Genomic DNA, 26,141 nt, shown 5'->3' with positions numbered 1-26,141 from the left:
CCCGCCTGGTCGCTCGCCAGGATGGCGGGTGATGGACGAGATCGAGATCGTGGTCGCTCACCGGCAGCGCACGACGCTGCGCGTCGGCGACCTGTTCCTCAAGGCCGACGCGCACCCGACACGCACCGCCGTCGAGGTGCGGGCCATGGCGCTCGCACCCGTACCGACCCCGAAGGTCGTCTGGCACCAGCCGCCCGTGCTCGCGATCGCCGCCGTGCCCGGCCGCGCGCTCGGCGTCCTCGGTGAGCCGTCGCCGGCGTCGTCGGCCGCGTGGGCGGCCACCGGCGCGGCCGTCCGTCGGCTGCACGACGCCCCTCTGCCCCCGTGGCCGGGCGTCCCCCTCGACGACGTGCGGGCGGAGCTCGACCGCGAGTGCGCGTGGCTGCTCGACCACGAGGTCGTGCCCGCCGACGTCGTCCGGCTCAACCGGGACATCGCCGAGGCGGCGCTGCGACCCCGTCCGCCCGCGTTCGTGCACGGCGACCTCCAGCTCACGCACGTGTTCGTCGAGGGTGACGAGGTCGTCGGGGTCATCGACTGGTCCGAGGCCGGACCGGGCGACCCGATGGCCGACCTCGCGACGCTGACCCTCGGCCACGAGGAGCGGCTCGACGACCTGCTCGACGGCTACGGACCCGGCGCCGACCGCGACGTGATCCGCGCGTGGTGGTCGCTGCGCAGCCTCGTCGCGTCGCGGTGGCTGATCGAGCACGGCTTCGACCCGGACGCGCCGGGCTGCGAGCTCGACGTCCTCCGGGCCCGCGCCCGCGAGGCGGGGGACGGGCGCCAGGGCGGGACGCGGTGAGCACCGGGGCCGGCGGCGCGAGAAGGCCGTTCGTCCTGGTCACCGGGACCTTCGGGTCCCAGGATGGACCCGTGGGTGACCGGGAGACCTGGGTGAGCACGACGCACGACTGGGCGGCGTCGGTCGACGTGGCTCACCTCGCGGACGTCCGTGAGCGAGCGGCCGACCTCGCACCCGGCGGCGTGCTGCACCTGGTGCTCGAGGTGCTCGCCTACGCGTCCGAGGAGGCCACCGAGCGCGGCGGCGGCCGGTGCCGCGTGACGTTCCGGCCCGACGGCTCGGTGAGCGTCGCCGACGACGGCCGCGGCACGGACACGCGCCTCGACGAGCACGGCCGCGCGGTGCGCAAACCGGTGATGTCGACGCGCGACCTGCGGGTGTTCGACGCGGTCGACGGGCCGGTGCTGCCGGACGGTCACCCGCGTCGCGGCGTCTCGGTCGTCTCGGCCCTGAGCGACTGGCTCGTGCACCGCAACCGGCGCAGCCACGGGTCGTGGGAGCAGCGCTACGAGCGGGGCGTCCCGGTCACGGACCTGGTGACGGTGGTGCCCGACGGCACGACGGGCACCACCGTCACGTTCCTGCCGGGGCCGCTCGTCCAGCCGTCGCCCGGCGACCTGACCCCGGACGTCATCGCGTCGTTGCGGGACTGGCCGGACCTGACCGTCGAGGTCGTCGACGAGCGGCCGGTCGCGCCCTAGCGGAGCGGCGCCCCGACGTCGTGGGCGCCGTCGGTCGCCGGACCGACCAGCGCGAGCTCGGGTGCGCGGCGACGCCACCGGCGGTCCAGGAGCGGCTCGACGACCAGCACCGCGACGACCGAGGCGGCGGCGAGCACCGCGACGCGTCCGTCCGCGGCGGCCCGCACCGCGAGCACCCCGCCGGCGATCGCGACGGCCGGTCGCAGGAAGGTCCCGGGCCCGAGCACGACGGCGGTCGCGAGGAAGCGGTGCCGCCAGTCGAGGAGCGCGTACGCGCCGACGGCCAGGAGCACCACGACGGCGTACGGCACGTACACGGTGAGCATCGCGATGCCGGCGCGGACGTAGGCGTCGAGGGCCGACGGCCGGGCGACGACGTCGAGGGAGGCCCTGAGCACCACCGGCCCCAGGACGACCGCCGTTGCCGCCGCGCCGTGCAGCTGGGACCGCAGGCGAGCGCGCGGCAGGTGGACCCGCCCGTCCCGCCCGTGCGCGGAGCGGAACCCGCAGAACGCGCCGTCGAGCAACGCAAGCACCAGCAGAGCACCGGCCACGACAGCCACGCCCACCGCCCCCGCGGCGCTCGCGGCTCCTGCCGCGCTCACCGCGAGGGCCGCCGCGCTCCCGGCTCCCGCCGCACGCCGGTGACGGGCCGCAGCGCCGCGTGCACGCGGGGCCGCAGCCGACGGCCGTCGGTGACCGTGACGTCGTAGCCGGGGGCGCCCTGCCGGGCGGCGTCGAGCAGGACCGCTCCCGGGTGGGCGCGCCGGACGGACAGCACGCCGTCGTGCCGGGACACGGGCTCCCGCATGCGCGCGCGGTGGAACATCCACGCGGCCGCGGTGGACCACGGGTCGGGATCCGGGTCGACGTGCGCGAAGACGGCGACGCCGAGGGTCGCCTGGGCGGCGAAGAACGCGGGCAGCTCGTCGGGGGAGAGGTGGTGCAGCAGCCCGACGGACATCACGATCGTGCGGTCCGGGTCGTCGACGACGCCGCCGGGGGCGAACGCGTCGCCCGCGACGAACCGGCAGGTCGCGTCGTCGGCCCTGTCGGCCCGTGCGAGCCGGCGCGCGGCCTCGACGAGCACAGGGTTGAGGTCCGCGCCTACCAGCTCGACGCCCGGGCCGAGCGCGCCGCTGTGCGCGAGCCACCGCACCAGGTAGCCGATCCCGCAGCCCACGTCGACGACCCGTACGGGGCGGTCCGGGTCCTGCGCGCGCCAGTGCTCGACCCACGGCCGCAGCAGCTCGGCGCACCGTCGGGGCTGCTGCAGCTCCTCCTCGAGACGCTGGAGCTCGCAGTGGATCCGCACGAGCAGGGCGTCGACGGCCCGCTCGTCGAGCACGCCGCCCGCACGCACGGGGAGACGAGACGCGAGCCGAGCCGCCCGGCCCTGCCCGCGGACGCGCAGCTCGTCGACGACGTCGGCCCGCCGGACCGGCACCCGCCGACCGTCCTCGACGCGCACCAGGAGGTCGGTCACCTCGAGCGGCCGGGGCCGCACGGGCGTCGGGGTCGGGGCGCGCACGCCGCCCAGCATGGCGCAGGCCGGGCGTCTCCACCGCGGTCCCGCGGGTGGTGAGACGCCCGGCCCGGAGCCGATCAGGACGCGGTCAGCGACCCATGATCGCGTCGATGATGCCCTGCTGGGTCACGGTCGCCGACGCCCGGTCGAACAGCGCGAACCCGTACTGGCCGTTGTGCCCGTTGTCCCAGTACGCGGTGGCGGCGCCGTACTTCGTGGCGGTCGCGACGAGGGTGCGGGCGTAGTCGGCGCGGTACCGGTTGTTCGCGGCGTCGAACGCCGTCTTGTCGATCGAGCCGTACTCGCCGACGAAGACCGGGTAGCCCTTCGACGTGAACGCGTCGTACGTCTTCTTGAGCTGCGCGTCCATGAAGTCCTGCTGGCCCCACGAGGTCTTCTTCGACGGGTCGGTCGCGTTCGGGCCCCACTGCGTGTAGGTGCCGTTCTCCGCGCCGGTGAAGTCCCACGGGTCGTAGTAGTGGACCGAGATCATGAGCCGCTTCTCGGTGCTGGGGATCGCCGACGAGCGGTACTGGTCGGTCGGGATGACGAACCCGTAGCCGCCGGTCGTGTAGTCGATGTTGGTGTTCCAGCCCGGCACGAGCAGCCAGCGCGACGCGTTGTTGCCGCCGGTCTTGCGGACGGTGTCGACGAAGATCTGGTTGTACGCGTTGATGTTCGAGTAGCAGGGCTGCGTGGGGTTGCCGTACTGCCCGTCGAAGTTCTCGTTCATCGACTCGAGGATCAGACGGCCGCCGTACGTCGTGAACTCGGACGCGACCTGCTGCCAGACCTTCTGGTACTTCTCCTTGATCGCGGTCTGCGAGGCCGCGTCGCAGATGAGCCACGAGCCGCTCACGCTCTTGTACCCGTCGCCGTGCATGTTGATGACGACGTGCAGCCCGCGGTCGTAGGCGAGGTCGACGACCTGCTGGATCCGGTCGAGCCACGCGGCGTCGACCGTGTAGCTCGGCGCGGGGCCGATCTTGGCCAGGTACGAGACCGGGATGCGGACCGTCGAGAAGCCCGCGGCCTTGACGCGGTCGAGCAGCGCTCCGGTGATGACGGGGTTGCCCCACGCGGTCTCGCTCGGCACGCCGTTGATGTTCGCCTCGAGCTGGTTGCCGAGGTTCCAGCCCTTGCCCATCGCGGTGACGAGCTGTGCGGCGGTGCCGCCGATCGGCCCGGTGGTCGTCGTGGGCGTCGGGGTCGGCCGCGGCGTCTGGGTGGACGTGGGCGTCGGGGTGGGCGACGTGGTCGGCGTGCTGGTCGGGGTGACCGGGCTGCCGGTGCACGCGACGCCGTTGAGCGTGAACGCGGTCGGCGCGGGGTTGGACCCGGACCACGTGCCGTTGAAGCCGAACGACGCGGTGCCGCCCGTGCCGATCGACCCGTTCCAGGCCGCGTTCCGCACGGAGACGGCGGCGCCGGACTGCGTGACCGACCCGTTCCACAGCTGGGCGACGGTCTGACCGGCACCGAACGAGAAGCGGACGTCCCACGAGGAGACGGGGTCACCGAGGTTGGTGACGCGGACGTCGGCGCCGAAGCCGCTCTGCCACTGGTTCGTGACGGCGTAGTCGACGCGGCAGCCGGCCGCGGCGCTCGCCTGGTCGGCGACGACCAGCGAGCCGGCGACGGCGACCGCCGCAGCCGCGGCGACGGACAGCACCTGGCGAAGCGAGCGCACGGGACTTCCTCTCGGACGGGGCGGCCGAGGGCAGGGCGGCCCCGGCGACGGACTCGCAGCCCACCAGACGGCGCCCGTGCGCGCAGCCGTCGAAACGCTTCACCTCGCAAGCGGTTCGACGGAGGTCCGCCCGCGTCAGGCCGCGGTGCCCAGCACGACGACGGCCGTCGCTGTGACATCGAACGGAGGCGCGCCGAACCGCTCCGCCGCCCGCTGTCGAACCGCATGTCGCACGTCGTCGTCGAGCGTCGCGAGGTACGCCCCCGCCGGCCCGACGGCCAGGAGGAACGGGTCCCACCACTCCGCGAACGACGCGAACGTGAGTGTGACCGGCACCTCCACCACCCGCAGGTCGACGAGCCCGGCCGTCGCGCACAGCTCCTCGACGTGCTCCTCGACCCACAGCAGGTCGCTGCTCTCGCTCACGCGGCCGGTGTCGACGTCGCGCACCGCCCGCCAGAACGTCGACGCGGCGCCACGGTCGTGCACGTGGTCCCAGACGCTCACCGCCACCCGACCACCCGGCCGCGTGACGCGCCGCATCTCGGTCAGGCCGGCGACGGGGTCGGACATGAACGTCACCACGAGGCTCGCGACCGCGACGTCGAACGTGTCGTCGTCGAACGGCAGGTCCTCGGCGCCGCCGAGCCGCACGTCGACGCCCGGGAGCCGCTCGCGCACGGCCGCGACGAACGGCTCGGTCGGGTCGACCGCGCTGACCGCGTCGGGACCGAGCGTCTCGACGAGCACCTCCGTGACGACGCCGGGACCGCACCCCACGTCGACGGCCCGCTGCCCGGGCCGCACGTCGAGCAGCTCGGCGACGCGGCGCGCGAGCGGACGGGAGAACCGGCCCATGAACCGGTCGTACGCGTCGGCGCCCGCCCCGAACCCCACGGGACGACGGTAGGACCGTCAGCCCGCGGCGGGTAGGGGGCGGCTCACTGCGGGGGCTCCTGGTAGAGCCCGACGACGCTCCCGCCCGGGTCGCGGAACCGCGCCGTCAGCTCGCCCGGGTCGCCGCCGGGCGGCTGGACGATCGCGCACCCCTCGGCCGTCACGCGCTCGACGGCCGCCGCCAGGTCGTCGACCCAGACGTACACGAGCACCCCGGGCGGCGTCGGCTCGCGGTGCGGCACCCAGTGCCCGCTGACCTCGTCCGTCGCGTCCTCGAAGAACCAGGTCCCGTGCGCCTCGCGGACCTTCCAGCCGAAGACGCGCGCGTAGAACTCGGCCGACGCCCGCGGGTCGACCGCGGGCAGCTCGACGTGGCAGATCTTGCCGTGGCCCAGGGTCGCCATGGTCGCGTCTCCCGTCAGGCGTAGAAGCCGTCGCGCAGGTTGATGCCGTGCTCGAGCCAGGCCTTGAGCGCCGCGAGCATGCCGGTCCAGCCGGCGCAGTTGCCGAAGGCGCTCTTCGCGCCGTCCGGCGTGGGCAGCCACGACGACTCGGTGATGGTGACGAGCGTGCGGGTGTCGCCGTCGAGCGGCTCGAGCTCGAACGTCGTCCGTGTCGTGCCGTTCGCACCGGTCGTCGCCTCGCCGCCCCACTCGACGACGATCCGGCGGGGCGGGCCTGCCTCGACGACCGTGACGGGGAAGCCGCCGGGGAAGTCGTGGAACTCCCAGGTGACGACGGCCCCGGTCTCCAGACGGCCTCGCGCGCCGCCGGTCGTGAAGTAGCGCGAGAGCTGCTCCGGGTCGGCGATCGCCTCGTAGACCTCGGCGCAGGGGCGGCTCACGCGGCCGGAGACGGTGAAGGACAGCGCGTCGAGACGCTCGGTGTCATTCATGTTGTACTTTTACCACATGTCAGCACCGGCCGACCAGGCCTCCGACGACGACCGGGTGTTCAAGGCCCTCGCGTCCCCGGTGCGCCGTCGCATGCTCGACGCGCTCAAGGAGTCGACGCACACCACAGGCTCGCTGTGCGCGCTGCTGCCCGAGCTGGACCGGACCACGGTGCTCCAGCACCTGCGCGTCCTCGAGGGCGCCGACCTCGTCACCGGCCGCAAGGTCGGGCGCGAGCGGCACCTGTCGCTCGCGCCGCTGCCCATCAAGCGCATCCACGACCGCTGGATCAGCGGGTACGCGCGCGCCGCCGTCGAGCTCCTCGACCGCCTCGACCGCCGCGCCGACGACGCGTAGGCACGCCCGGTCGTGCGGTCGAGCGCCGCCGGTCGCCCGCGACGCCCGGTCGTGCGGTCGAGCGCCGCCGGTCGCCCGCGACGACGGCACGCGTCACGTCAGCGTCGTCAGCACCCCGCCGTCGGCCCGCAGCGCCGCGCCGTTGGTCGCGGACGACAGCGGGCTCGCCAGGTAGGCCGCGAGGTGCGCGATCTCGCGTGGCTCGATGAACCGCTGCAGGAGCGACGTCCGGTTGCCGGTGGCGAGCGCGGCCTTCAGGTCGTCGGGCGCCATGCCCTGCGCGGCCGCGATCTCGGCGACCGTGGCCGCGACGCCGTCCGAGTACGTCGGTCCGCCGAGGATCGTGTTCACGGTGACGCCGGTGCCCCGCGTGAGCTTCGCGAGGCCGTTGCCGAGCGCGATCATCCCGGCCTTGGTGAACCCGTAGTGCAGCATGTCGGCCGGCACGTCCACCCCCGACTCGCTGCTGACGAAGATCACGCGACCCCAGCCGCGCGCGAGCATGCCGGGCAGCAGGTGCCGCGAGAGCCGGACGCCGCTCATGACGTTGACCTCGAAGTAGCGCTGCCAGTCGTCGTCGGTGAGGTGCTCGAACGCGGCGAGCTCGAACACGCCGACGTTGTTCACGAGGACGTCGACGTCGCCCAGGTCGTCCAGGAGCCGACGGACCTGCGACGCGTCCGCGAAGTCGGCGGCGAGCGCCGAGACCTCCGCGCCCGGCACCTCGGCCTCGAGCCGGCGCACGGCCGCGGCCGCGCGCTCGGCATCCCTGCCGTTGATCACGACCGACGCGCCCTCGTCGAGCAAGGCTCGCGCGACGGCGAAGCCGATGCCTTGCGTCGACCCGCTCACGAAGGCCCGCCTGCCCGTCAGCCGCAGATCCATGTTGTCCTCACATCCCGGTGTATCACTTTCCTGATCAAGTGAACCGTAGGCGTGATCACTTTCCTGATCAAGTCGCAACGGCTCCCGGACGGCCCGCGGTCCCGTACGCTGCACGCATGCCGGACCCCGCCGACCCGCCGGTCCTCAGCGGCGAGGACCTCGAGACCTGGTCCTCTCTGGCCACCGTGCTGGAGTGGTTGCCGGCCGCGCTCGACGCGCAGCTGCAGCGCGACGCCGAGCTGTCGCACTTCGAGTACGGCATCCTCTTCGCGCTCGACGACGCCCCGGACCGCACGCTCCGCATGAGCGTCCTGGCCGGGTACGCCAACAGCTCGCTCTCCCGGCTCTCGCGCGCGGTGGCCCGGCTCGAGTCGCGCGCCTGGGTGCGTCGCGCCCCCGACCCGGCCGACGGACGCTACACCCTCGCCTCGCTGACCGACCTCGGTGCGGAGAAGCTCCACGAGGCCACCCCCGGCCACGTCCGCACGGTGCACCGTCTGGTCCTCGACCCCCTCACGCAGGCGCAGGCCCGGCAGCTGCGCGACATCAGCCGGCGGATCATGCGCGCGATGCGCGACGACGAGGGATGGACGCCGTCGTCGGCGCGGGCGCGCCCGGACGACGGCGCACGTCAGCCCCGCTGAGGCGGGCGCCGCGACGAGGCAGGGCGGACGTCGGGCCACGGTTGGGGGGAGACTGGTGGGCAGCACCATCCATGAACGAGGAGTGAGCCGTGCCCCAGGGAACTGTCCGTTGGTTCGACGCCGAGCGAGGCTTCGGCTTCCTCGACCTCGGGGACGGAGCCGACGACCTGTTCGTCCACGCGTCCGAGATCGTCGGCGACGACGGGCCGCGGGTGCTCCGCGAGGGGCAGCAGGTCGAGTTCGAGGCCGGTGAGGGCGACCGCGGTCCCGTCGCACGACGCGTCCGCGTCATCGGCGGCGTGGCCGCCGACGCCGCGCTCGGCGTGCTCGGCACCGTCAGCTGGTACGAGCCCGCCAAGGGCTACGGGTTCGTCGCCCCCGACGGCGGCGGCGCCGAGATCTTCCTGCACAGCTCGGCCATCGTCGGCGGCGGCGTGGTCGCGGAGGGGCAGCGCGTCGCGTTCCTCGTCGTGCCGGGGGAGAAGGGTCCGCAGGCGGACCACCTGCTCCCGCTCGGCGCCGAGGCGACACCGGCCGCGACCTCCGACGGCGCCGACGGCACCGTGACCTGGTACGACCCCGACAAGGGCTTCGGGTTCGTCGCCCAGGACGCGGGCGGCGAGGACGTGTTCGTGCACGCCCGCTCGCTGACCGGCGGGCTGAGCGAGCTCGTCGAGGGCGACCGCGTGACGTACGACGTCGAGGCGGGGGAGCGCGGACCGCAGGCCCGCGACGTCCGCCTGGTCGGCGGGCGCCCGCGACGGAGCGCACCCGCGGCACCGGCCCGTGGCCGGTCGGGCCCGCACTCGGGCGGCGGTGCCCCCACGCGCGGCGGGGAGGGTGTGGTCGCGCGCTACGACGCGGACCGCGGCTTCGGCTTCATCACGCCCGACTCCGGGGGCCCGGACCTGTTCGTGCACGTCTCCGTCGTGCGCAACACCGAGTTCCTGGAGGAGGGCGACCGTGTCCGGTTCCGGGTGCGGCAGAGCGACCGTGGCCCGCAGGCCGACGGTGTCGAGCTGATCTGAGGCCCGCTCGTGCCGTCCCGCCCCAGGGCCGAGCACCGCGACGTCGTCCGCGTCCCGTGACGACCCCGACCGGACCTTCGCCGCACGGGGGGGAGGACCTGAGCGGTGGCGGTCCGTGGGACGCTGCGGCCATGGAGCAGCCGAGCGGTGCGGACTGGCGGTCCGCGACGCACCCCGCCGCCGTCGCCGCGTTCGCGGCGGAGCTGGCCCTGGTCGTGCTCGCGGCGGTGACGGGGTGGCGGCTCGGCGAGCGGCCGTGGACGGCGCTGCTGCTCGCGGTGGTCCTGCCGCTGACGGTCGTGCTCGTGTGGGGCCGCTGGTTCGCCCCCCGCTCGGCGCACCGGATCCGTCGACGGGGCGCGCGTCTCGCGGGGCAGGTCGTGCTGTTCGTCGTCGTCGCGGTCCTCGCCGCGTTCGTCGGGCTGCTCTGGTGGGGCGTCGCGCTCGCCCTCGTGGGCGGTGTCGCCTTCGCCGCCGCCCCGCGAGCGCTGTAGAGCGGCCCGAGCCGCTGCGCGCGCGAGCGCTGGAGACGCGCGTGCGGCGGCGAGCGCGACGGGTCAGCGCACGCACTGCCCCGTGAGGTCGCCGTGCACCTCGGTCCAGCCCGTCTCGGTGACTCCGCGCGGACCGGTGTTGCCGGTGCAGACGAGGTCGCGCGCGACGGCGACGTACCCGAGGTCGACGCTGTGCGGGTTGTCCACGAGCACGAGCGACCCGGTCACCAGGACGTAGCAGCCGCGCTGGTCGCGTCGCGGCTCGGCTCCGATGCTCGCGAAGTCCGTCAGGCCGGTCACCCGCAGGTCCCCCGCAACCGTCGCGCCGCAGACGAGCACGTCGCCGGACCTGGTGCTCGTGAGGCCGCCGTAGAACGTCGCGCCGTGGACCAGCAGCCGCCCGCCCGTGACCGCCGCCGGCCCCATGAGCTCCGAGCGGCCGCGGACGCGCGTCGCGTCGCGCACCTCGACGTCGTAGGAACCCCACAGGCGGGCCGCCTCGAGGAAGACGTCGGCCGCCTCGCCGGTCACGTCGCCGTCGACCGAGCCGCCGGCACCGTCGCCCACCCAGATCCTGAGCGACGCGGTGTCCCTGCTGGTCAGGGTCACGTCGCCGTGCACCCGCGAGTCGCCGAGCTCGAGCCGCCCGGCCACCTCGGCGTCGCCGTCGACCGTCGCGCGCCCGACCGAGAACGTCGCCCCCGCGAGCACCGTGACGTCGCCGTGGACCGTCCCGCGGAAGATCCAGCAGTCGACGTCGACGACGAGGTCGCCCTCGACGCTCTGCTCCACGAGCGACGAGCCCGGGATGTCGCTGCACAGCGTCGGTGGAGGTTCCGCGGCTGCCGCCGACGGCGACGCCCCCGCGACGACCAGCACCGCCCCGACCGCCGCGCCCGCGAGCGCACGACGACGTCGCCCCCGACCAGCCATGGTCCCCCCTCGACCCGACGCGTCCGGCCATCGTGCGCCCGCCCACCGCGCGCCACAAGCCGCGGGCGCGCCGGCGCCGACCGTCCGGGAGTGCGGGGGTGCGCGCTGCACCCGTCGACGGTGCGGGATCAGGGCCGAGGGCCGTCGGGGAAGCCCGTCCAGCGCAGCTCCACCGGCAGATGCGCCATGTCGTTGAACGCGACGAGCCGGGGCGGGAGGCCCGCGCGGTGCTCGAGGACCGTGAGCCCGGTGTTGCCGCTGTCGAGCCCGAGCCACCGGGACGCGGGCGCGTCGAGCGCGTGCCGCACGAGCCAGGCGACCTGGAACGAGTGCGTGACGAGCACCTCGTGCGTGTCGCGCGTCACCGTGGGGTCCGGCGCGGTCGCGAACCGGTCGACCAGCGCCGTGGCCAGCCTGCTGCCGGCAGCCGCCTCCGCGTGGTCGACGCCGTCGAAGAACTCCGCCCAGGCGGGGTGCAGGTCGGCCCGGTCGGGGACGTGCGGGACGTGGTCGACGAGCTCCGCGGCCTCGGCCGGCGCGACGCCGGGGAGGTGCCGGGCGAGCGCGTGCGCGGTGGAGACCGCGCGTGGGAGCGGCGAGTGCCAGACCGCGTCGACGGGCACGCCCGCGAGGCGTTCACCCAGCAGGCTCGCCTGCACGCGACCGACGTCGGTGAGGGCGCCGAACGCGTCGGCCTCGCCGTGCCGCGCGACGTACAGGTGCCGCACCACGCTGCGCGTCGTCGTCACCCCACCGCCCTCGTGACGGTGCCCGCGCTCCCGTCGACCGTGACGAGCGACGCGTCCCCGAGCAGCAGCGTCGCGTCGGGCACGCCGAGCACCGCAGGGATCCCGAGCTCGCGCGCGACGATCGCAGCGTGGGACAGCACCCCGCCGGTCTCGGTGACGACCCCGCCGACGACCCGCAGCAGGGGCGTCCAGCCGGGGTCGGTCCACGGGCAGACCAGGACGTCCCCGCGCCGGACGTGGACGAAGTCGCCGGGGTCCCGGACGACCCGCGCGGGACCCGTCGCCGTGCCGCGGCTGCCGGGTGCCCCGGTGAGGACGGTCGCGCCCGCGGCCGGGCGCACGGTGGGCGACGGGGGCGTCGCGGGCGGGAGGTCGGCGGTGACCGGCCGGGCCTGCAGGATCCACACCTGACCGTCCGCGATCGCCCACTCGACGTCCTGCGCACCGCCGAGCGCGGCACCGACGACGCGGCCGAGGTCGGCGAGCCGCCGGGCGTCGGTGTCGTCGAGCACGCGTCGGTGACGGTCGGGGGCGGGCACGTCCCGCGTCACGAGCCGGTCTCCGCGACGGTCCAGGCGGGTCCGCTTCTCCGCCGTGACCGCGTCCACCGAGCCGTCCGCGCCGACGGTGTACGCGTCGGGGTTCACGGCGCCCTCGACGACGCTGGGGCCGAGCCCCCACGACGCCTCGATCCGCGTCGGGCCGTCGGGACGGGCGGGTGTGAACATGACGCCCGAGACGTCCGCGTCCACGTGCCGCTGCACGACGACGCCCATCGCCGGGTCGGCGTCGCGCCGGCGTGCCGCGCGGTAGGCCACGGCCGGGTCGGCGTGGAGCGACACCCAGCAGGCGCGGACCGACGCGACCACCGTGTCGACGCCTCGCACGGCCAGCGTGCTCGTGTACAGGCCCGCCGCCGCGCCGTCGTGGGCGTCCTCGTCCGACGCGGACGACCGCACGACCACCGGGGCGCCGCCGAGCGTCGCTACCGCGTCGGCGAGCGCTGCCCGGACGTCCGCGGGCACCGGGCGGTCGGCGATCGCCGCCGGCCCGTTCCGGCGGGTCTCCGACGCGCTGCTCGCGTCGCGGACGGCCGACCGGTAGACGTCGAGCGGGACGGCCCACCCGTCCGGCACCGGGAGGCCCGCGCGCAGCAGGTAGCCGAGGGCGCCCGCCTTGCCTCCGCACGTGCGGGCGCTGGCATCCGTCAGCGGCACGAGCATCGGCCGGCCTCCCTCCTGGTCATCAACGTTGTGTTGACGGCGTCCCGTCGAGTGTGCAAGGTCGGAGCATGACGCGCAAGGACCCCGACCCACACGGAGCCACCGTCGACCAGGACAGGGCGCGACGCGAGGACCAGGCGCGCGACCGGCTCCTGCGGGAGGGCGCCGACGGCCTCGTCGCCCGCCCGTGGCGGCCCGCACCGGTGCCGCCGTCGGCGACCGACCTCGCGCAGTTCGCGCTCTGGCGCTCGCCGGATCTCGACGGCACTGGGCTGCTCGCGGCGCTGGCACTGCTGCCCGCGGCGCGAGCCGAGGTGGACGGGCTCGAGGCCGGCCTGCTGTTCGTCGCGCGGAGCGCCGGGCTGACCTGGGCGCAGATCGCCGACGCGATGGGCTTCAACTCGCCGCAGGCGTGCCAGCAGCACTACGCGCGGCTGACGAACCGGGCCGGCGCATGACTCGGCCGTCGCCACCCGAGCTGCTCACGCTGCACGCGGTCCGCATCCTCGGCTTCGCCGACACCACGGCCGTCGCGGGCCGCTTCGGCCTCGACGTCGCCGAGGTCGGCGAGACGCTGGGCGACGCCGAGGCGTGGGGCTGGGTCACGCGCTCGACCTTCGCCGACCTGAGCGGGTGGTCGCTGACCGACCGCGGCCGAGCCGAGAACGAGCGGCAGCTCGCCGCCGAGCTCGCCGCCGCGGGTGCGGGCGCGGAGGTCGACGCGGTCCACCGGGAGTTCCTCCCGCTCAACGCGCGGCTGCTCGCGGCCTGCACCCGCTGGCAGATGCGCCCCACACCCTCCGACGCGCTCGCCGTCAACGACCACGCCGACGGGGCGTGGGACGCCGACGTCCTCGCCGAGCTCGGCGCCATCGCCCGCGGCCTGGCGCCGCTGGTCCGACGGCTCCGTGACGTCCTCACCCGGTTCGCGGACTACGACACGCGCGTCGACGCGGCGCTCCGGCGTGCCCGGACGGGTGAGCACGGCTGGGTCGACCGTTCCGACCTCGACTCCTGCCACCGGGTCTGGTTCGAGCTGCACGAGGACCTGCTCGCGACGCTCGGCCTCGACCGCCACGCGCAGCCCTGACCCGTCGCCGGTCGCGGTCGTGCATGCTGACGCCCGTGGACACCTACCTCCGGACCGGTCGTGTGACGCTGCGCCCCTTCCGCGCCGACGACGCGGACCTGCTGGTCGAGCTCGACAGCGACCCCGCCGTCATGCGCTTCCTGTCCGGCGGCGAGCCGACGGCGCCGGAGCTGATCCGCGAGCGCGACCTGCCGAGCATCCTCGCCGGCTACGACCGGTGGGCGGGCGCGTTCGGCCTCTTCGCGGCCTACGCGACCGAGGACGACGCGTTCCTCGGCTGGTTCTGCCTGCGCCCCGAGCGCGACGGCCCGCTCGACGAGGTCGAGCTCGGCTACCGGCTTCGGCAGGCGGCGTGGGGCCGGGGCTATGCGACGGAGGTGTCGACGGCCCTCGTCGAGAAGGCGTTCACCGAGCTCGACGTGCGCGTCGTGTGGGGCGCGACGATGGCGCTGAACACGGCCTCGCAGCACGTCATGGAGAAGGTCGGGATGACGGTCGCGGAGGCGCTCGAGACGCCGGACGACATGCTGGCCGTCGAGGGCGCCGACCTGGGCGGCTACCGCTACGAGATCACGCGTGACCGGTGGGAGCAGAACCGCGCTCTGCGCGCCTGACCCGACGTCGGCGCCGGCGACCGTGGGGCCACGCCGGTGCGCGACCCCACGGTGCCGCCGCGGGCGCCGCTCCCCACGACGCCCGCGGCCGGTGCCTGCTCCTACCGCCGCGACCAGCGCTGGTTGGCCGCGCCCGTGCACGTCCACAGCAGCACGGCGGTGTTGTTGGCCGTGAGGTTCCGGTCGACGTCGAGGCACAGCCCCGACCGCACGCCGCGGATGGTGCCGTCGGCCTGCGTCGTCCACTGCTGGTTGGTGCCGCCGTTGCAGTCCCACAGCTGCACGCGCGTGCCCGCGGTGGCCGTCAGGGGTGCGTCGAGGCACTTGCCCAGCGACCGGAGCGCGCCGTCCGTGCCTGCGGTCCACGTCTGGTTGGGCGCGGTGTGGCAGTCCCAGATCACGAGGCCGGTGCCGTTCGCGGTGGCGCTCCCCGGCACGTCGAGGCAGCGCCCCGACGACGCGCTGACGAGCGTGCTGCCGGTCGGCGGGGGCGTGGTGCCGCCGGGGGTGACCCGGAACAGCGCGACGCCGTGCTGCGCGACCTGCGCGGAGATCTGGCCCGTCGTCGTGCCCGTCGCGCCGGTCCAGACCTCCCGGTACTGGTGCGTCCCCGAGCCCAGCCCGACCTGCCCGAGCGTCGTCGAGATCTGCCGCGTGCCGGAGCCGCGGTTGAGCAGCGCGACGGCGACGGAGCCGTCCGCGAGCGGCTTCGCCCAGACCTCGGCGTCGCCGTCGTCGCGCACGCGGTCGGCCTGCCGCACGAGCGGGTCCTGGTCGATCGCCAGGACGTCGCGGTTCGTGAGGACCGTACGCACGTCGGCGGACATGTTCCGCAGGTCGTTGCCCGCGATCAGCGGTGCGCTGAGCATGGCCCACATGCTCAGGTGCGCCCGGTTCTCGGTCGCCGTGAGCGCGTTCCGCACGCCGACCATCAGCATGTCGGGGTCGTTGTACTGGCCGGGTCGCGTCCACTCGCGCATGGGCTCGACGATGTCGAGGGCCTCGGTGATGCCGACGAAGCAGTCGGCGGACGGGGAGCAGCCCGTCGACCAGGACGCGGACAGGTCCTCGGACGTGCGCCACATGTCGGAGAACGCGCCCCAGCCGGAGTACGTCGGCGCCGTGTTGGAGTGCGCGCTGTTCGGGTTGATCGAGTACACGATCGGGCGGCCGGTGGCCTTGAGCGCGTCGCCGAACCGCTTGAACACGGTGGCCTGCTCGCTCGCGCTGCCCCGCGGGTCGCACCAGTCGTGCTTGACGTAGTCGACGCCCCACGACGCGAAGAGGTTCGCGTCCTGCGTCTCGCGCCCGTACGACGACGTGCCCGGCAGGTTGGCGAAGTACTGGTTGCAGGTCTTCTCGCGCGGCGCGTGGTAGATCCCGAACTTCAGCCCCTTGCCGTGGATGTAGTCGCCCAGCGCCTTCATGCCCGACGGGAACCGGTCCGTGCGGGCCCGGAGGTTGCCGCTCGCGTCGCGGGTGTCCTGCATCCAGCAGTCGTCGACGACGACGTACTGGTAGCCCGCTGCCGCCATCCCCGAGCTCACCATCGCGTCCGCCGTCTGGCGGACCATCTGCTCGTCGATGTTGCAGTAGAACGTGTTCCAGCTGTTCCAGCCGAGCGGCGGCAGGGGTGCCGGCTCCTCGACCGTGGGGGCGGCCGCCGCGGCGACCGGTGCGGCGGCCTGCGCGGGCACGCCGAGGGCGATCGCGGACACCGTCAGAGCGGTCGTGGCCAGGGCGCTGCACCAGCGACGACGACGAGAACTTCTCACGAGAGCACTCCCTTGTGCGGTGGTCGTGGTGGTGGTCGACGGGCGCCACGCCGGGATCGGCTGCCGGTCACCGAGCCCATGTGAGCGCTCACATCGCCGCCATCGTGCCAGCGCTCGGCTGTCGCGGAACCCCTTCGACGAGGTCCGAAACGGTTCGAACGCCCGACGCGGCTCCTCCTTCAGGCGGAGCGCGGGGACGGGCAGCGCGGTCGTCGGGTCAGGGTCCGGTCCGGCGCAGGCCAGGGCGCGGGCCGGGGTCGTGCCCGATGCGCCGTGCGAGCCCGGACGGCACCGTCGAGGCATGACACCGAGAGCCGCACCACCGGCCGTCGACCCCGGGAACCACGCCCCGCGCTGGCCGGCCGTGCTCGCCGCCGCCTGGGTCGGCACCTGCTGCCTCGTCGCAGGTGGCGCCTTGATCTGGTCCCGGGTGCGAGGCGGCGGGACGGCCGACCAGGAGGTCGTCGTCCTCGCGATCGGCCTGCGGCTGGTGACGGTCGCCGTGGCGCTGGCGTCCATCCAGCCCTGGGGGAGGCGGCTACCTGGTCGGGTCGTGCTCGGCGGGCTCTGGGGCGCCGGTGCCGTCCAGCTCGCCTACCCGCTCGCGGAGACCGTCGTGAAGACGGCGACCCTTGCCGGGCTCATGGAGCCGCTCGACAAGGGCATCAGCGACATGAGCATTCAGGGGTGGTTCAACTTCGGCGCGACGTGGCTCATCTGGGGTGTCCCGGGCGCGCTCTTCGTCCTCGCTGCGGTGGTGTTCGGCCGCCGGCTGCCCCACGCGCGCGCCTGGGCGCTCCTGTCCGTCCTCGCGGGTATCGGGTTCCTCGCCGGGCTCGGCCTGCTCATCGGCTGACAGGGCCGCGCTCCGACGTCGTGCACCCGGGCAGTCGCCGCTGTCGCCGCCGCTGGGGCAGACGGGCCGATCCTTCGGAGCGTCGACCGCCCGGCCGGTTCGACGTCCGTGGCGACCGGGCGGCCGTGATCGATCAGCGGGGGAAGAAGAAGTTGTCGTACGCGCAGGCCTCGCATCTCGGGGGAACCGGACGTGTCCCGAGCCGTCCCGACGATCCCGCGCTCCTCGACGGCCGCGTCCGGCGGCTTCGGGGCGGTCAGGACGTGAGGACCCCGCGCTCGCGTGCGACGGCGACCGCTCGGGTCCGGGAGGTGACGCCGAGCTTGTCGTAGAGGTGCGCCAGATGCGTCTTGACCGTGGCACGGGAGACGAAGAGCTCGCGGGCGATCTCGTCGTTCGAGCGGCCTGCGGCGACCAGGGTCAGCACGTCCAGCTCGCGTGAGGTGAGCGCGAGCTGCGGCGCGCGCACCCGGCCCAGCAGGCGCTCCTGCACGGCGGGCCCCAACGTCACCTGGCCGGCCGCCGCGGCACGGACCGCGCGCACCAGCTCGTCGGTCGGCGCGTCCTTGAGCAGGTAGCCGGTGGCGCCCGCCTCGACGGCCGCGAGGATGTCCGCGTCCGACCCGTACGTGGTCACCACGAGCACCGCGGGCCCGCCGCGTTCGGTGAGCGCCTGCGTGGCCTGCGCCCCGCTCATCCGCCCGGGCCCGAAGCGCAGGTCGAGCAGCACGACGTCGGCGTGGTGCGCGCCCGTCCAGGCCAGCATCTGCTCGGCGCTGGCCGTCTCCGCGACGACCCGGATGTCGGGCTCTCCTTCGAGGACCGCACGCAGGCCCGCGCGGACCACCGGGTGGTCGTCGGCGATCACGACGTCGATCACGGCTCTCCCTGCTCGTCGGCGTCGCGCGCAGCCGCCGGCAGGCTGACGGCGACGGCGGTCCCCTCCCCGGGCGCGGTCTCGACGGCCAGCGTCCCGCCGAGCTCGTGCACGCGCGAGCGCATCGCGGGCAGCCCGAACCCGCCGCCCGCCGGGGGTGCGCCGAGGTCGAAGCCGTCGCCGTCGTCCACGACGTCGAGCAGCACCGTGTCCTCGAGGTAGGTGAGCGTGACGTCGGCCCGCCGCGCGCGCGCGTGCTGGTGCACGTTCGCGAGCGCGGACTGGGCGACGCGCAGCAGGGTCGTCTCCACCGGGACGGCGAGCGGCCGGGCCGCACCCTCGACGCGGATCGCCACGCGCAGCCCCTGGTCGTCGGTCCGGGCGGCGACCCTGCCGAGCGCGTCGGGCAGCGAGGAGTCGGCCAGGTCGACCGGGGACAACGCGCGGACGAACCGGCGCGCCTCGGCGAGGTTGTCCAGGGCCGTCTGCCGCGCGGTGTCCACCAGGTCGGCGGCGCGGGCGTCGTCGGAGCCGACCGCCTGCCGCGCCGAGCGCAGCAGGAGCTCGACGGCGGTGAACCCCTGCGCTAGCGTGTCGTGGACCTCGCGCGCGAGCCGTTCACGCTCGGCCGCGACGGCGCGGTCGCGCTCGGCGGCAGCGAGGTGCTCGCGCGCGGCCGTCAGCTCGTCCAGCGCCCGCTGGCGTGCCTGGGACTCCCGTACCAGTGCCTCGAGCCCGAGGACGACGCCGATCGCGACGACCGCACCGACAGCGGGCCCGAGCACGTACCCGAGCAGGGGATCGTCGGGCGACCGGCGCGCCAGCCCGGCGGCGACGGCGCCGGCGGTCGTGAGCGCCGCGAGCGGGATCCCGCGTCGGGGCCCGAGCACGTGCATCTGCAGCAGCACGAGCGGGAACGCGAGCCACAGCGCGGCCGGGGACGCGACCAGGAGCACCGCCCACAGCGCCAGGTCCGCCGCCATCCACGCGAGCACCGCGCGGCCGTGACCTCGAGGGCCGTCGACCGCCGCCTCGTGCACCCGGACGTGCCGTCGGCCCCAGACGTGCACACCGACGAGAGCCGCACCCACCGCCGCGGCGAGCCACCGCGCTCCGGGCGACGCCTGGACGACCGCGACCAGCACGAGCGCGACGAGGAGCACGTCGAGCCCGCGCAGCAGGGCACGCGACGCATCGACCAGTCGTCCCACCCCGCCACGCTAACCGCGGCACCGGGGAGCGCATCGACCGAAAGGACGAGGCGCGCCTCGGCCGTCCGGCGCGGAGACGACGACCGTGCTCACGATCCGGCGCGACGCGTCCCCGGCGAGCCTGGAGCTCCTTCCTCTCCCACCCTCCGGAGGTCCTGTGTTCGTCGCGCTGCGCGACCTGCGGCACGCCCGCGGCCGCTTCGCCCTCATCAGCACGGTCGTCGTGCTCGTCGCCGTGCTCGTCACGTTCCTGTCGTCCCTGACGGCAGGCCTCGCCCGTGCGTCGGTGTCCGCGTTGACCGACCTTCCCGCGGACCGGCTCGCCTTCGGCATGGCCGCGCCCGGCGACAAGCCGGACCTGACGTCCTCGCGCGTCACGCAGGACCAGTGCCAGGCGTGGTCGCGCGTCCCCGGCGTGAGCGACGCCCAGCCGCTCGGCATCGCCACCACCCGTGCGACGTCGCCGGGCGACCACGGCACGACGGTCGCCGTCACCACCTTCGGTGTCGAGGCGGGCTCGGACCTCGCGCCGGGCGGCGGGCCCGCGGACGGCCAGGTCGTCGTCACGCGCCGCGCAGCCGACGCGCTCTCCGTCGCCGCCGGGGGCACGCTCGCCGTCGACGGCGCCGAGCTCACCGTCACGCGCGTCGTCGCTGACGACGCCCAGCTCTCCCACACCCCGGTGGTCTGGGTCTCCCTCGCCGACTGGCAGCAGGTCGGCGCACGCGGCGGGGGCGAGGCACCGCTCGCGACCGTGGTCGCGCTCACGACGAGCGGCCGCGCCGACGAGGCGTCCGCCGACGGTGCGATCGGCACCACGACGGTGACCACGAGCGCGGCCCGCAGCGCCGTCTCCTCGTTCACCGCCGAGAACCTGTCGCTGACGACCATGCAGGCGTTCCTCGTCGCCATCTCCGCGCTCGTCGTCGGCGCGTTCTTCACCGTGTGGACGATCAGCCGTCAGGGCGACGTGGCCGTCCTCAAGGCGCTCGGCGCCTCGACCGGCTACCTCCTGCGCGACGCGCTGGGCCAGGCGGCACTGATCCTCGTCGGAGCGGTCGCCGTCGGCGCGGGCCTGGCCGCCGCGGCGGGTTCCGCCCTCGCCGCGGTGCTGCCGATGGTCGTCTCGCCGGCCACGACGCTCGTGCCGGCCGCTCTCCTCGTCGCTCTCGGCCTGGTCGGCGCGGCAGCGGCCGTCGCGCGCATCACCCGGACCGACCCCCACGCGGCCCTCGCTGCCCGCTGACCCACCTGCCTGCGGACCGTCCCCGATCGGAGATCACCATGGATCTGCACCTCGACCACCTCAGCCTCGTCTACCCGGACGGCGACACCACGCTCACCGCGGTCGACGACGTCACGCTGACCGTCCCCGCGGGGACGACGACGGCCCTGCTCGGGCCCTCCGGCGCGGGGAAGTCCAGCCTCCTCGCGGTCGCCGCCGGTCTCACCCGCCCCACGACGGGTCACGTCGCGTTCGGCGAGGAGGTGGTCCTCACCCCGACCACGGGCAGAGCGGAGGCGACCCGCCTGCGGCTCGACCGGATCGGCATCGTCTTCCAGTCCCCGCAGCTCCTCGCGTCCCTCACCGCGCTCGAGCAGCTCGAGCTGCACGCGCACCTGCGCGGTCGACGCCCCGCGAGCGTCCGCGGCGAGGCGATGAGCCTGCTCGACGCCGTCGGGCTCGCGGACCAGGCGCACTGTCGGCCGGCGCACCTGTCCGGCGGGCAGCGTCAGCGCGTCGCGATCGCGCGTGCCCTGGTGGGCCGGCCGGACGTCCTGCTCGTCGACGAGCCGACCTCCGCGCTCGACCACGAACGCGGGACGCAGGTCGTCGAGCTGATCACCCGGCTCGCACGCGACCTCGACGCCGCCGCGCTGCTCGTCTCCCACGACGCGTCGACCCTCGGGTCGGTCGACGCCGTCGCGCACCTGGTCGACGGCGGTCTCGAGGGTGCTCGCGCGGCCGTGTGACAGGGGCGGCCCCCGCGGAGGACCTCATGCGGCGACACCGACGGAGCCACGCCGTCGACCCCGGTGACGCGGCGGGCTCAGCCCACCCGCACCAGCTGCCACTGCTGGTTGGCGCCGTTCCAGTCGGCGTACTGGACGATGTTGCCGCCGTCGGCGGTGGAGGCGCCCTGCACCTCGACCGCCTTGCCGCTGCTGCGGCTGATCAGCTGCACGTACCCGTCGATCGTCTGGAGGCTGAACTGCTGGTTGGCGGCGTTGTTGTCGCTCCACTGGATGATCGCCGCACCGTCGGCGGTGGACCTGCCGGACACGTCGAGGACCTTGCCGGACAGCCGCGACTTCAGCCGGTAGTAGCCGTCGCCGGAGCTCACGAACTGCCACTGCTGCTGGGTGCCTCCGTTGCGGGACCACTGGGTGATGCGGGCGCCGTCAGCGGTGGAGAGGTTGTAGACGTCGATGGCCTTGCCGCTGTTGCGGTTGACGAGCGTGTACCAGGCCGCGGTGTCCACGGGCCCCGAGCCCCCGGGGTTCCCGGCCGGGTTGCCGATGCTGCCCGGGACGGACCGCAGCGCGGCGAACCAGACGGCCGCCATCTTGTCGTAGCCGGCCGCATTGGGGTGCACGCCGTCGGGGAGGTCGGCGAGGCTCACCGCGCTGTACATGTCGACGAGGTGCACGCGCTTCCCGCTGGCGGCCCTGCTCGACACGATGCCTGGGATGGCGGCGTTGTAGGCCCGGACCTTGGCGTCGGCGTACGACACCGGGATCAGGGTCGCGACGAAGACGTCGGTCTGGGGGGAGGTGCTCGTGATCTTGTCGACCAGCGCCGCGAGGCGGGCCGGGGCGTTCGCCAGGTCGCGGTTCTGGCTGATGTCGTTGGTGCCGATGTGCAGCAGCACGCTGCGCGGCTGGTACGTGCGCAGCCAGCCGACGACGTTGGCGTCGATCTGGTCGATCCGCCAGCCGGAGTGCCCCTCGTGGTCGTGGTCCCAGAGGCTGGCCGGCCCGTTGTAGCCCGACCCCACGAAGTCCGTGGTGTAGCCGTTCTGCGCGAGGCGCTGCCACAGCCCGACGCGGTAGCCGCCGCCTCCGGTCATGCCGACGCCGTCCGTGATCGAGTCGCCCAGGGGCATCACGCGAGTGCCGCCGTTGCTCTCGGCGGTGGCGGGCGCGGACTGCGTCACGACGCCCCCGGCCAGGGCGACGCAGAGCGTGACGGCGACCAGCAGCCGTCGGGCGATTCGGTGCATGGCGTCTGCCTCCTGAGATGGCTGCCGGTGGGCCGCGGACCCGCGATGTGAGCGCTCACATGGCAGGGGTGCGGCCACTCTGGCACGGCGCTCGTGGGGCCTGCGATCGGCCCAAACGATTAGGTCGACGTCGCTGGACAAGCCCGGATCCGCCCGACATAGTCGCGCCGACCGGTGAGCCCGGTTCCCTGTCCGCCGGCTGCCAGCAGGGACCACCGGGCCCGCATCGGACGACCAACGACGATCGGACGAATCATGCGAAGAACTCAACGGTGGCGCCGGACCTGGTCGGCGACCCTGGCGGCGGCGACGCTCCTCACCGGGGCGGTGGTCGTGCAGGCGCCCGTGGCGTCGGCCGCGACCGGCTGCCGGGTGGACTACGTCGTCTCCTCGCAGTGGAGCGGCGGGTTCACGGCCGGCGTGAAGGTGACGAACCTCGGTGACGCGGTGAGCAGCTGGGTCCTCACCTGGACCTTCCCCGCAGAGCAGACCGTGGTGCAGGCCTGGAGCGCCACGGTCACCCAGAGCGGCGCCGCCGTGTCCGCGCGGAACGCGTCGTACAACGGCTCGCTGGGCACCGGGGCGACGACGGAGCTCGGTTTCAACGGCAGCTACAGCGGCTCCAACCCGGCGCCGACCTCCTTCGCGCTCAACGGGACCACCTGCACGGGGTCCCCCAGCGGCACCCCGACGCCGACCCCCACGGGCACCGTGACCCCGACCCCCACCCCCTCCGCGACGCGGACGCCGACCCCGACGCCGAACCCGACGAGCGGCCCGGCCGACATCACGGTGAACACAGGCACGAGGTACCAGACCATCGACGGCTTCGGCGCGGCCGTGTCGATCTGGGGCGGCGCGTGGTCGACCGCCGACACGCAGACGCTCGTCGGCATGGGCGACAACCAGCTCGGCCTGTCGATCGTCCGCACCGGGATCTCGCCGGTGTCGAGCGAGTGGGGCACCCAGGTCAGCGCGCTGAAGACGGCGAAGGCGTACGGCTCGGACGTCAAGATCCTCGCCTCGCCCTGGACCGCGCCGGCCGCGTGGAAGTCGAACAACAGCCGGATCAACGGCGGCACCCTGCTGACCTCGCGCTACGGCGACTACGCCAACCACCTCAACGGCTACGTGCAGTACATGAAGAGCCAGGGCGTGACGATCGACGTCACGTCGGTCCAGAACGAGCCCGACTGGCACCCCGACTACGACTCGATGGCGTGGACGGGCGACACGCTCCGCACCTTCGTGCGCGACCACGGCGCGAAGATCACGGGCACCAAGCTCATGGTCGCCGAGTCGCTCGGCACGAACCGGGCCTACACCGACCCCACGCTCAACGACGCGACCGCCCGCAGCAACATCGGCTACATCGGCGGCCACATCTACGGCCAGGACACCGGTCCGAACCTCTCCCGGTACCCGCTCGCCGCGCAGTACGGGAAGAACCAGTGGATGACCGAGTGGAACTTCCACGAGGCCGACGGCAGCGGGTCGCGCATCTGGGGCGACCCGTCGAACGCCACCGCGTGGAACGAGACGCTCGACAGGATCATGCCCTCCGTCAACCGCACCATGGAGGCGAACTGGAGCGCGTACGTCTGGTGGTACGGGCGGCGCTACTACTCGTTCATCGGTGACGGGGAGTCGGCGTACGGGACGACCGGCGGGGCGGTCCTCAAGCGCGGCTGGGCCTTCTCGCAGTACTCCAAGTACGTCCGCCCCGGCTACCAGCGCGTCGGCGTGACCGAGAGCGCGAAGGCGTCGCCGCTCGACGTCACGGCCTACCAGGGCGACGGCAAGATCACCCTCGTCATCCTCAACCGCTCGACCAGCGCGGTGAACGGCGCCGTCGTCCAGGCCCCGCAGGACGTCAGGTCCGCACTCCACACGATGACCTCGCAGTACTCCAACCGCGCGGCCCGGACCACGAGCGTCAACGGCAGCCAGGTGACGGTCGACGTGCCCGCACGGAGCATCTCGACCGTCGTCCTCACGCTCTGAGCCGGGAGCGCCGCGACCGACCAGCGGCGTGACACCTGGGCGGGACGTTCACCGTCTCGCCCAGGTGTTCGTCCTGGTGGCGTCGACCTACCGGGGGCGGGGGGCGCCCGTGGTCACGCGGGCCGTCAGCGGTTCGCCCACGCGTAGCGCATCAGCATGGCGTCCACCGCCTGCTTCGAGAGCTCGGGGTGGCGCGGCGCGAAGACGTCGTGCACGAGCCGGCACTCCTCCCAGACCGTGATGCCCCGCGCGTCGACCGGCACGCTCCACAGCTCGCCCATGAGCGACTGGATCTCCGCGCGCAGCTCCTCCGGTGACCGTCGTCCCGCGCGCGCAGCGAGGGCGTCGGGGCGGTCGTGGATGGAGCCGACGTACGCGACGATCGCGTCGCTCAGCTCCGTGTCGACCTGGGCGTCGGGCTGGGACGAGCTCATCGAGCGATCGTCGGGGAGCGGCGGTCGCGAAGCAACGGGTCCCACCCGTTCGGCGTCCGCTCAGCGCCGACGGGTCGCGGCCTCCTGGATCACGGCGACGCACCGGGCCACCGCCGCGTCGACGTCGAACCCGTCCGGGGTGGACCCCTCCCACACGACCTCCGGCTCGACCGACCCGTCGACCACACCGTCGGGACGCCGGGGGAGAAGGAGCGTGCGCGGGTAGTCGCCCTCCGACGCGAGCGACCACCCCGTGCCGGCGACGCGCTCGTCGACCGCGGCGACGATCCGCTGCTCGACCTGCCTCGCCGACACCGGCGCGCCCGGGTCGCACCGCGCGATCGCGAACGCGACGGCCTCGGTGTGCTCGTCCGCGTCGCCGTCCCACGCCAGCGCCAGCGCCCGCAACGACGGCAGCAGCCCGGGGTCCGCGAGCTCCCCCGCCGCGCGGAGCGCGAGCAGCCTGACGTCCGATCCCGGTTGGTCGATCGCGGCCCGGACCCGGCCCAACGCCTCGGGGTCCCCGCGGCGGGCCAGCCCGAGCAGCGCTTCGGCCGCCGCGTCGGGGTCGTCGTCGTCCAGCCGTGCATGCAGGGCGGCGCGGATCGCGGGGGAGTCCTGCGACGTCTGGCTCCCCAGGCCGAACGTCGCCCAGTCGCGCACGCGGGGGTCGGTGTCCGCCGAGAGCGTGATCAGCGCACCGACGGCTCGTTCGGTGAGCGGTTCGCCGTACGGCATCGCCGGCAGGGACATCGCCACCGCCAGGCGCACGCCCGCAGCCGGGTCCCCGGCGAACGTCAGGAGGTCGTCGAGCCACGCGGCGTCCTCCGCCTTGCCCAGGGCGTCGACGAGGTCCTGACGGACGTCGTCGTCCTGCTCCGCCCGGGCCGCACGGGCCACCTCCGGCACCACCCGCGCGCCGAATGGTCGTCCTCGCGGATACCCGAACTGTCCGAGGACCCACGCCGCGGCCTGACGGTGCCACGGGTGGTCGTGCGACAACGCGCGCAGCGCCAGCTCCAGGACCGACTCCGCCGCGTCGACCTGGAGCTGCGCGACCAGCTCCGCCGCCTCGTCCTCGGCGTCGTCGAGCCTCTCGCCCAGCGCGAGCAGCTGCACCCACCGTGCGTCGACCTCGGCCACGACGGTGACGGTACCCCTCACGTCCTGACCCGGCGGCGCGACCCTCACCCGGTGGGACGGCGCTGGGGTACCTCGACCTGCAGAGG

Annotated in this window: 29 protein-coding genes; 13 read left to right on the top strand and 16 right to left on the bottom strand. The window is 74.4% G+C overall.

Translation table 11 applies throughout. The features are described from left to right. The first annotated feature begins 31 nt into the window (after positions 1–31). Positions 32–805, top strand: coding sequence for a phosphotransferase family protein (locus KOV94_RS05495; protein ID WP_218051432.1), 774 nt, complete (start codon positions 32–34; stop codon positions 803–805). 92 nt (positions 806–897) lie between these two features. Continuing rightward, the gene (locus KOV94_RS05490) at positions 898–1,506 is read left to right on the top strand and encodes an ATP-binding protein (protein WP_218051431.1); all 609 of its coding nucleotides are present in this window, start codon (positions 898–900) and stop codon (positions 1,504–1,506) included. Here the strand turns inward: KOV94_RS05490 and KOV94_RS05485 are convergent. From KOV94_RS05485 to KOV94_RS05460, 6 genes are all read right to left on the bottom strand, one after another. Continuing rightward, positions 1,503–2,069, bottom strand: coding sequence for a hypothetical protein (locus KOV94_RS05485; RefSeq protein ID WP_218051430.1), 567 nt, complete (start codon positions 2,067–2,069; stop codon positions 1,503–1,505). The two genes, KOV94_RS05490 and KOV94_RS05485, sit on opposite strands and share 4 nt — an antisense overlap. A gap of 38 nt (positions 2,070–2,107) precedes the next feature. Next, the gene (locus tag KOV94_RS05480; RefSeq protein WP_218051429.1) at positions 2,108–3,037 is read right to left on the bottom strand and encodes a methyltransferase domain-containing protein; all 930 of its coding nucleotides are present in this window, start codon (positions 3,035–3,037) and stop codon (positions 2,108–2,110) included. Between the two features lie 85 nt (positions 3,038–3,122). After that, positions 3,123–4,724, bottom strand: coding sequence for a cellulase family glycosylhydrolase (locus KOV94_RS05475; protein WP_218051428.1), 1,602 nt, complete (start codon positions 4,722–4,724; stop codon positions 3,123–3,125). A gap of 135 nt (positions 4,725–4,859) precedes the next feature. Next, positions 4,860–5,621 (bottom strand): class I SAM-dependent methyltransferase, encoded by a 762-nt coding sequence (locus KOV94_RS05470; protein WP_308160385.1) that lies wholly within the window; start codon positions 5,619–5,621, stop codon positions 4,860–4,862. 44 nt (positions 5,622–5,665) lie between these two features. Next, entirely contained in the window at positions 5,666–6,025 is a 360-nt protein-coding gene (locus KOV94_RS05465) for a VOC family protein (RefSeq protein ID WP_218051427.1), read from the bottom strand. 14 nt (positions 6,026–6,039) lie between these two features. Then, on the bottom strand, positions 6,040–6,516 hold the full coding sequence (locus tag KOV94_RS05460) for an SRPBCC family protein (RefSeq protein ID WP_218051426.1): 477 nt from the start codon (positions 6,514–6,516) through the stop codon (positions 6,040–6,042). 16 nt (positions 6,517–6,532) lie between these two features. Between KOV94_RS05460 and KOV94_RS05455 the strand changes: the two genes are divergently transcribed. Continuing rightward, positions 6,533–6,871, top strand: coding sequence for an ArsR/SmtB family transcription factor (locus KOV94_RS05455; protein ID WP_218051425.1), 339 nt, complete (start codon positions 6,533–6,535; stop codon positions 6,869–6,871). Positions 6,872–6,964: 93 nt separating this feature from the next. Here KOV94_RS05455 and KOV94_RS05450 read toward each other — a convergent pair whose 3' ends face one another. Continuing rightward, positions 6,965–7,756 (bottom strand): SDR family NAD(P)-dependent oxidoreductase, encoded by a 792-nt coding sequence (locus KOV94_RS05450; RefSeq protein WP_218051424.1) that lies wholly within the window; start codon positions 7,754–7,756, stop codon positions 6,965–6,967. A 116-nt stretch (positions 7,757–7,872) separates the two neighbouring features. Between KOV94_RS05450 and KOV94_RS05445 the strand changes: the two genes are divergently transcribed. The 3 genes from KOV94_RS05445 to KOV94_RS05435 all read left to right on the top strand — a co-directional run bounded on the left by KOV94_RS05445 (position 7,873) and on the right by KOV94_RS05435 (position 9,922). After that, positions 7,873–8,400: a MarR family winged helix-turn-helix transcriptional regulator gene (locus KOV94_RS05445; protein ID WP_218051423.1), complete on the top strand. Its 528-nt coding sequence runs from the start codon at positions 7,873–7,875 to the stop codon at positions 8,398–8,400. An 89-nt stretch (positions 8,401–8,489) separates the two neighbouring features. Continuing rightward, positions 8,490–9,428 (top strand): cold-shock protein, encoded by a 939-nt coding sequence (locus KOV94_RS21060; protein ID WP_218051422.1) that lies wholly within the window; start codon positions 8,490–8,492, stop codon positions 9,426–9,428. A gap of 131 nt (positions 9,429–9,559) precedes the next feature. Beyond that, on the top strand, positions 9,560–9,922 hold the full coding sequence (locus KOV94_RS05435) for a DUF2568 domain-containing protein (RefSeq protein WP_218051421.1): 363 nt from the start codon (positions 9,560–9,562) through the stop codon (positions 9,920–9,922). Between the two features lie 63 nt (positions 9,923–9,985). Here the strand turns inward: KOV94_RS05435 and KOV94_RS05430 are convergent, their stop codons facing one another. From KOV94_RS05430 to KOV94_RS05420, 3 genes are all read right to left on the bottom strand, one after another. After that, positions 9,986–10,855 carry a hypothetical protein gene (locus KOV94_RS05430; RefSeq protein ID WP_218051420.1) on the bottom strand — a complete coding sequence of 290 codons (870 nt, stop codon included), beginning with the start codon at positions 10,853–10,855 and terminating at the stop codon, positions 9,986–9,988. 128 nt (positions 10,856–10,983) lie between these two features. After that, a complete protein-coding gene (locus KOV94_RS05425; RefSeq protein WP_308160384.1) occupies positions 10,984–11,604 on the bottom strand; it encodes a histidine phosphatase family protein in 621 nt (206 codons plus the stop codon). Continuing rightward, a complete protein-coding gene (locus KOV94_RS05420) occupies positions 11,601–12,827 on the bottom strand; it encodes a PEP/pyruvate-binding domain-containing protein (protein ID WP_218051419.1) in 1,227 nt (408 codons plus the stop codon). Before KOV94_RS05420 ends, KOV94_RS05425 begins: the two co-directional genes overlap by 4 nt. A gap of 68 nt (positions 12,828–12,895) precedes the next feature. On the opposite strand from KOV94_RS05420, the gene KOV94_RS05415 reads away from it, so the two are divergent. The 3 genes from KOV94_RS05415 to KOV94_RS05405 are packed head-to-tail and all read left to right on the top strand — an operon-like array spanning position 12,896 to position 14,531. Then, positions 12,896–13,285 carry a DNA-binding protein gene (locus KOV94_RS05415; protein WP_218051418.1) on the top strand — a complete coding sequence of 130 codons (390 nt, stop codon included), beginning with the start codon at positions 12,896–12,898 and terminating at the stop codon, positions 13,283–13,285. Further along, a complete protein-coding gene (locus KOV94_RS05410) occupies positions 13,282–13,917 on the top strand; it encodes a transcriptional regulator (RefSeq protein ID WP_218051417.1) in 636 nt (211 codons plus the stop codon). The genes KOV94_RS05415 and KOV94_RS05410 overlap by 4 nt, the downstream gene beginning before the upstream one ends. Before the next feature lie 35 nt (positions 13,918–13,952). Beyond that, positions 13,953–14,531 carry a GNAT family N-acetyltransferase gene (locus KOV94_RS05405; protein ID WP_218051416.1) on the top strand — a complete coding sequence of 193 codons (579 nt, stop codon included), beginning with the start codon at positions 13,953–13,955 and terminating at the stop codon, positions 14,529–14,531. Positions 14,532–14,632: 101 nt separating this feature from the next. Here the strand turns inward: KOV94_RS05405 and KOV94_RS05400 are convergent, their stop codons facing one another. Then, on the bottom strand, positions 14,633–16,249 hold the full coding sequence (locus tag KOV94_RS05400) for a glycoside hydrolase family 27 protein (RefSeq protein ID WP_308160383.1): 1,617 nt from the start codon (positions 16,247–16,249) through the stop codon (positions 14,633–14,635). Positions 16,250–16,607: 358 nt separating this feature from the next. On the opposite strand from KOV94_RS05400, the gene KOV94_RS05395 reads away from it, so the two are divergent. Next, positions 16,608–17,162, top strand: coding sequence for a hypothetical protein (locus tag KOV94_RS05395; protein WP_124341294.1), 555 nt, complete (start codon positions 16,608–16,610; stop codon positions 17,160–17,162). 256 nt (positions 17,163–17,418) lie between these two features. On the opposite strand, the gene KOV94_RS05390 is transcribed toward KOV94_RS05395, so the two are convergent. Together KOV94_RS05390 and KOV94_RS05385 are read right to left on the bottom strand one after the other, a co-directional pair. Next, positions 17,419–18,042 carry a response regulator gene (locus KOV94_RS05390; RefSeq protein WP_124341292.1) on the bottom strand — a complete coding sequence of 208 codons (624 nt, stop codon included), beginning with the start codon at positions 18,040–18,042 and terminating at the stop codon, positions 17,419–17,421. Further along, a complete protein-coding gene (locus KOV94_RS05385) occupies positions 18,039–19,250 on the bottom strand; it encodes a sensor histidine kinase (protein WP_308160382.1) in 1,212 nt (403 codons plus the stop codon). The genes KOV94_RS05390 and KOV94_RS05385 overlap by 4 nt, the downstream gene beginning before the upstream one ends. Positions 19,251–19,407: 157 nt before the next feature. Between KOV94_RS05385 and KOV94_RS05380 the strand changes: the two genes are divergently transcribed. Together KOV94_RS05380 and KOV94_RS05375 are read left to right on the top strand one after the other, a co-directional pair. Continuing rightward, positions 19,408–20,496, top strand: a complete 1,089-nt coding sequence (locus KOV94_RS05380) for an ABC transporter permease (protein ID WP_218051414.1) — start codon at positions 19,408–19,410, stop codon at positions 20,494–20,496. 38 nt (positions 20,497–20,534) lie between these two features. Next, positions 20,535–21,224: an ABC transporter ATP-binding protein gene (locus tag KOV94_RS05375; protein ID WP_218051413.1), complete on the top strand. Its 690-nt coding sequence runs from the start codon at positions 20,535–20,537 to the stop codon at positions 21,222–21,224. Between the two features lie 77 nt (positions 21,225–21,301). Here KOV94_RS05375 and KOV94_RS05370 read toward each other — a convergent pair whose 3' ends face one another. After that, on the bottom strand, positions 21,302–22,474 hold the full coding sequence (locus KOV94_RS05370; RefSeq protein WP_218051412.1) for an RICIN domain-containing protein: 1,173 nt from the start codon (positions 22,472–22,474) through the stop codon (positions 21,302–21,304). Positions 22,475–22,729: 255 nt separating this feature from the next. Between KOV94_RS05370 and KOV94_RS05365 the strand changes: the two genes are divergently transcribed. Next, positions 22,730–24,478: a cellulose binding domain-containing protein gene (locus KOV94_RS05365; RefSeq protein WP_218051411.1), complete on the top strand. Its 1,749-nt coding sequence runs from the start codon at positions 22,730–22,732 to the stop codon at positions 24,476–24,478. Between the two features lie 125 nt (positions 24,479–24,603). Here KOV94_RS05365 and KOV94_RS05360 read toward each other — a convergent pair whose 3' ends face one another. Together KOV94_RS05360 and KOV94_RS05355 are read right to left on the bottom strand one after the other, a co-directional pair. Beyond that, on the bottom strand, positions 24,604–24,912 hold the full coding sequence (locus KOV94_RS05360) for a hypothetical protein (protein WP_218051410.1): 309 nt from the start codon (positions 24,910–24,912) through the stop codon (positions 24,604–24,606). A gap of 60 nt (positions 24,913–24,972) precedes the next feature. Then, positions 24,973–26,055, bottom strand: a complete 1,083-nt coding sequence (locus KOV94_RS05355) for a HEAT repeat domain-containing protein (protein WP_218051409.1) — start codon at positions 26,053–26,055, stop codon at positions 24,973–24,975. Positions 26,056–26,141: the final 86 nt, after the last annotated feature.

The organism is Cellulomonas algicola, assembly GCF_019024305.1.
Classification (GTDB): Bacteria; Actinomycetota; Actinomycetes; order Actinomycetales; family Cellulomonadaceae; genus Cellulomonas; species Cellulomonas algicola.
The sequence above is the reverse complement of the archived record's forward strand: the minus strand, read 5'-3'. Positions and strand labels throughout refer to the sequence as shown.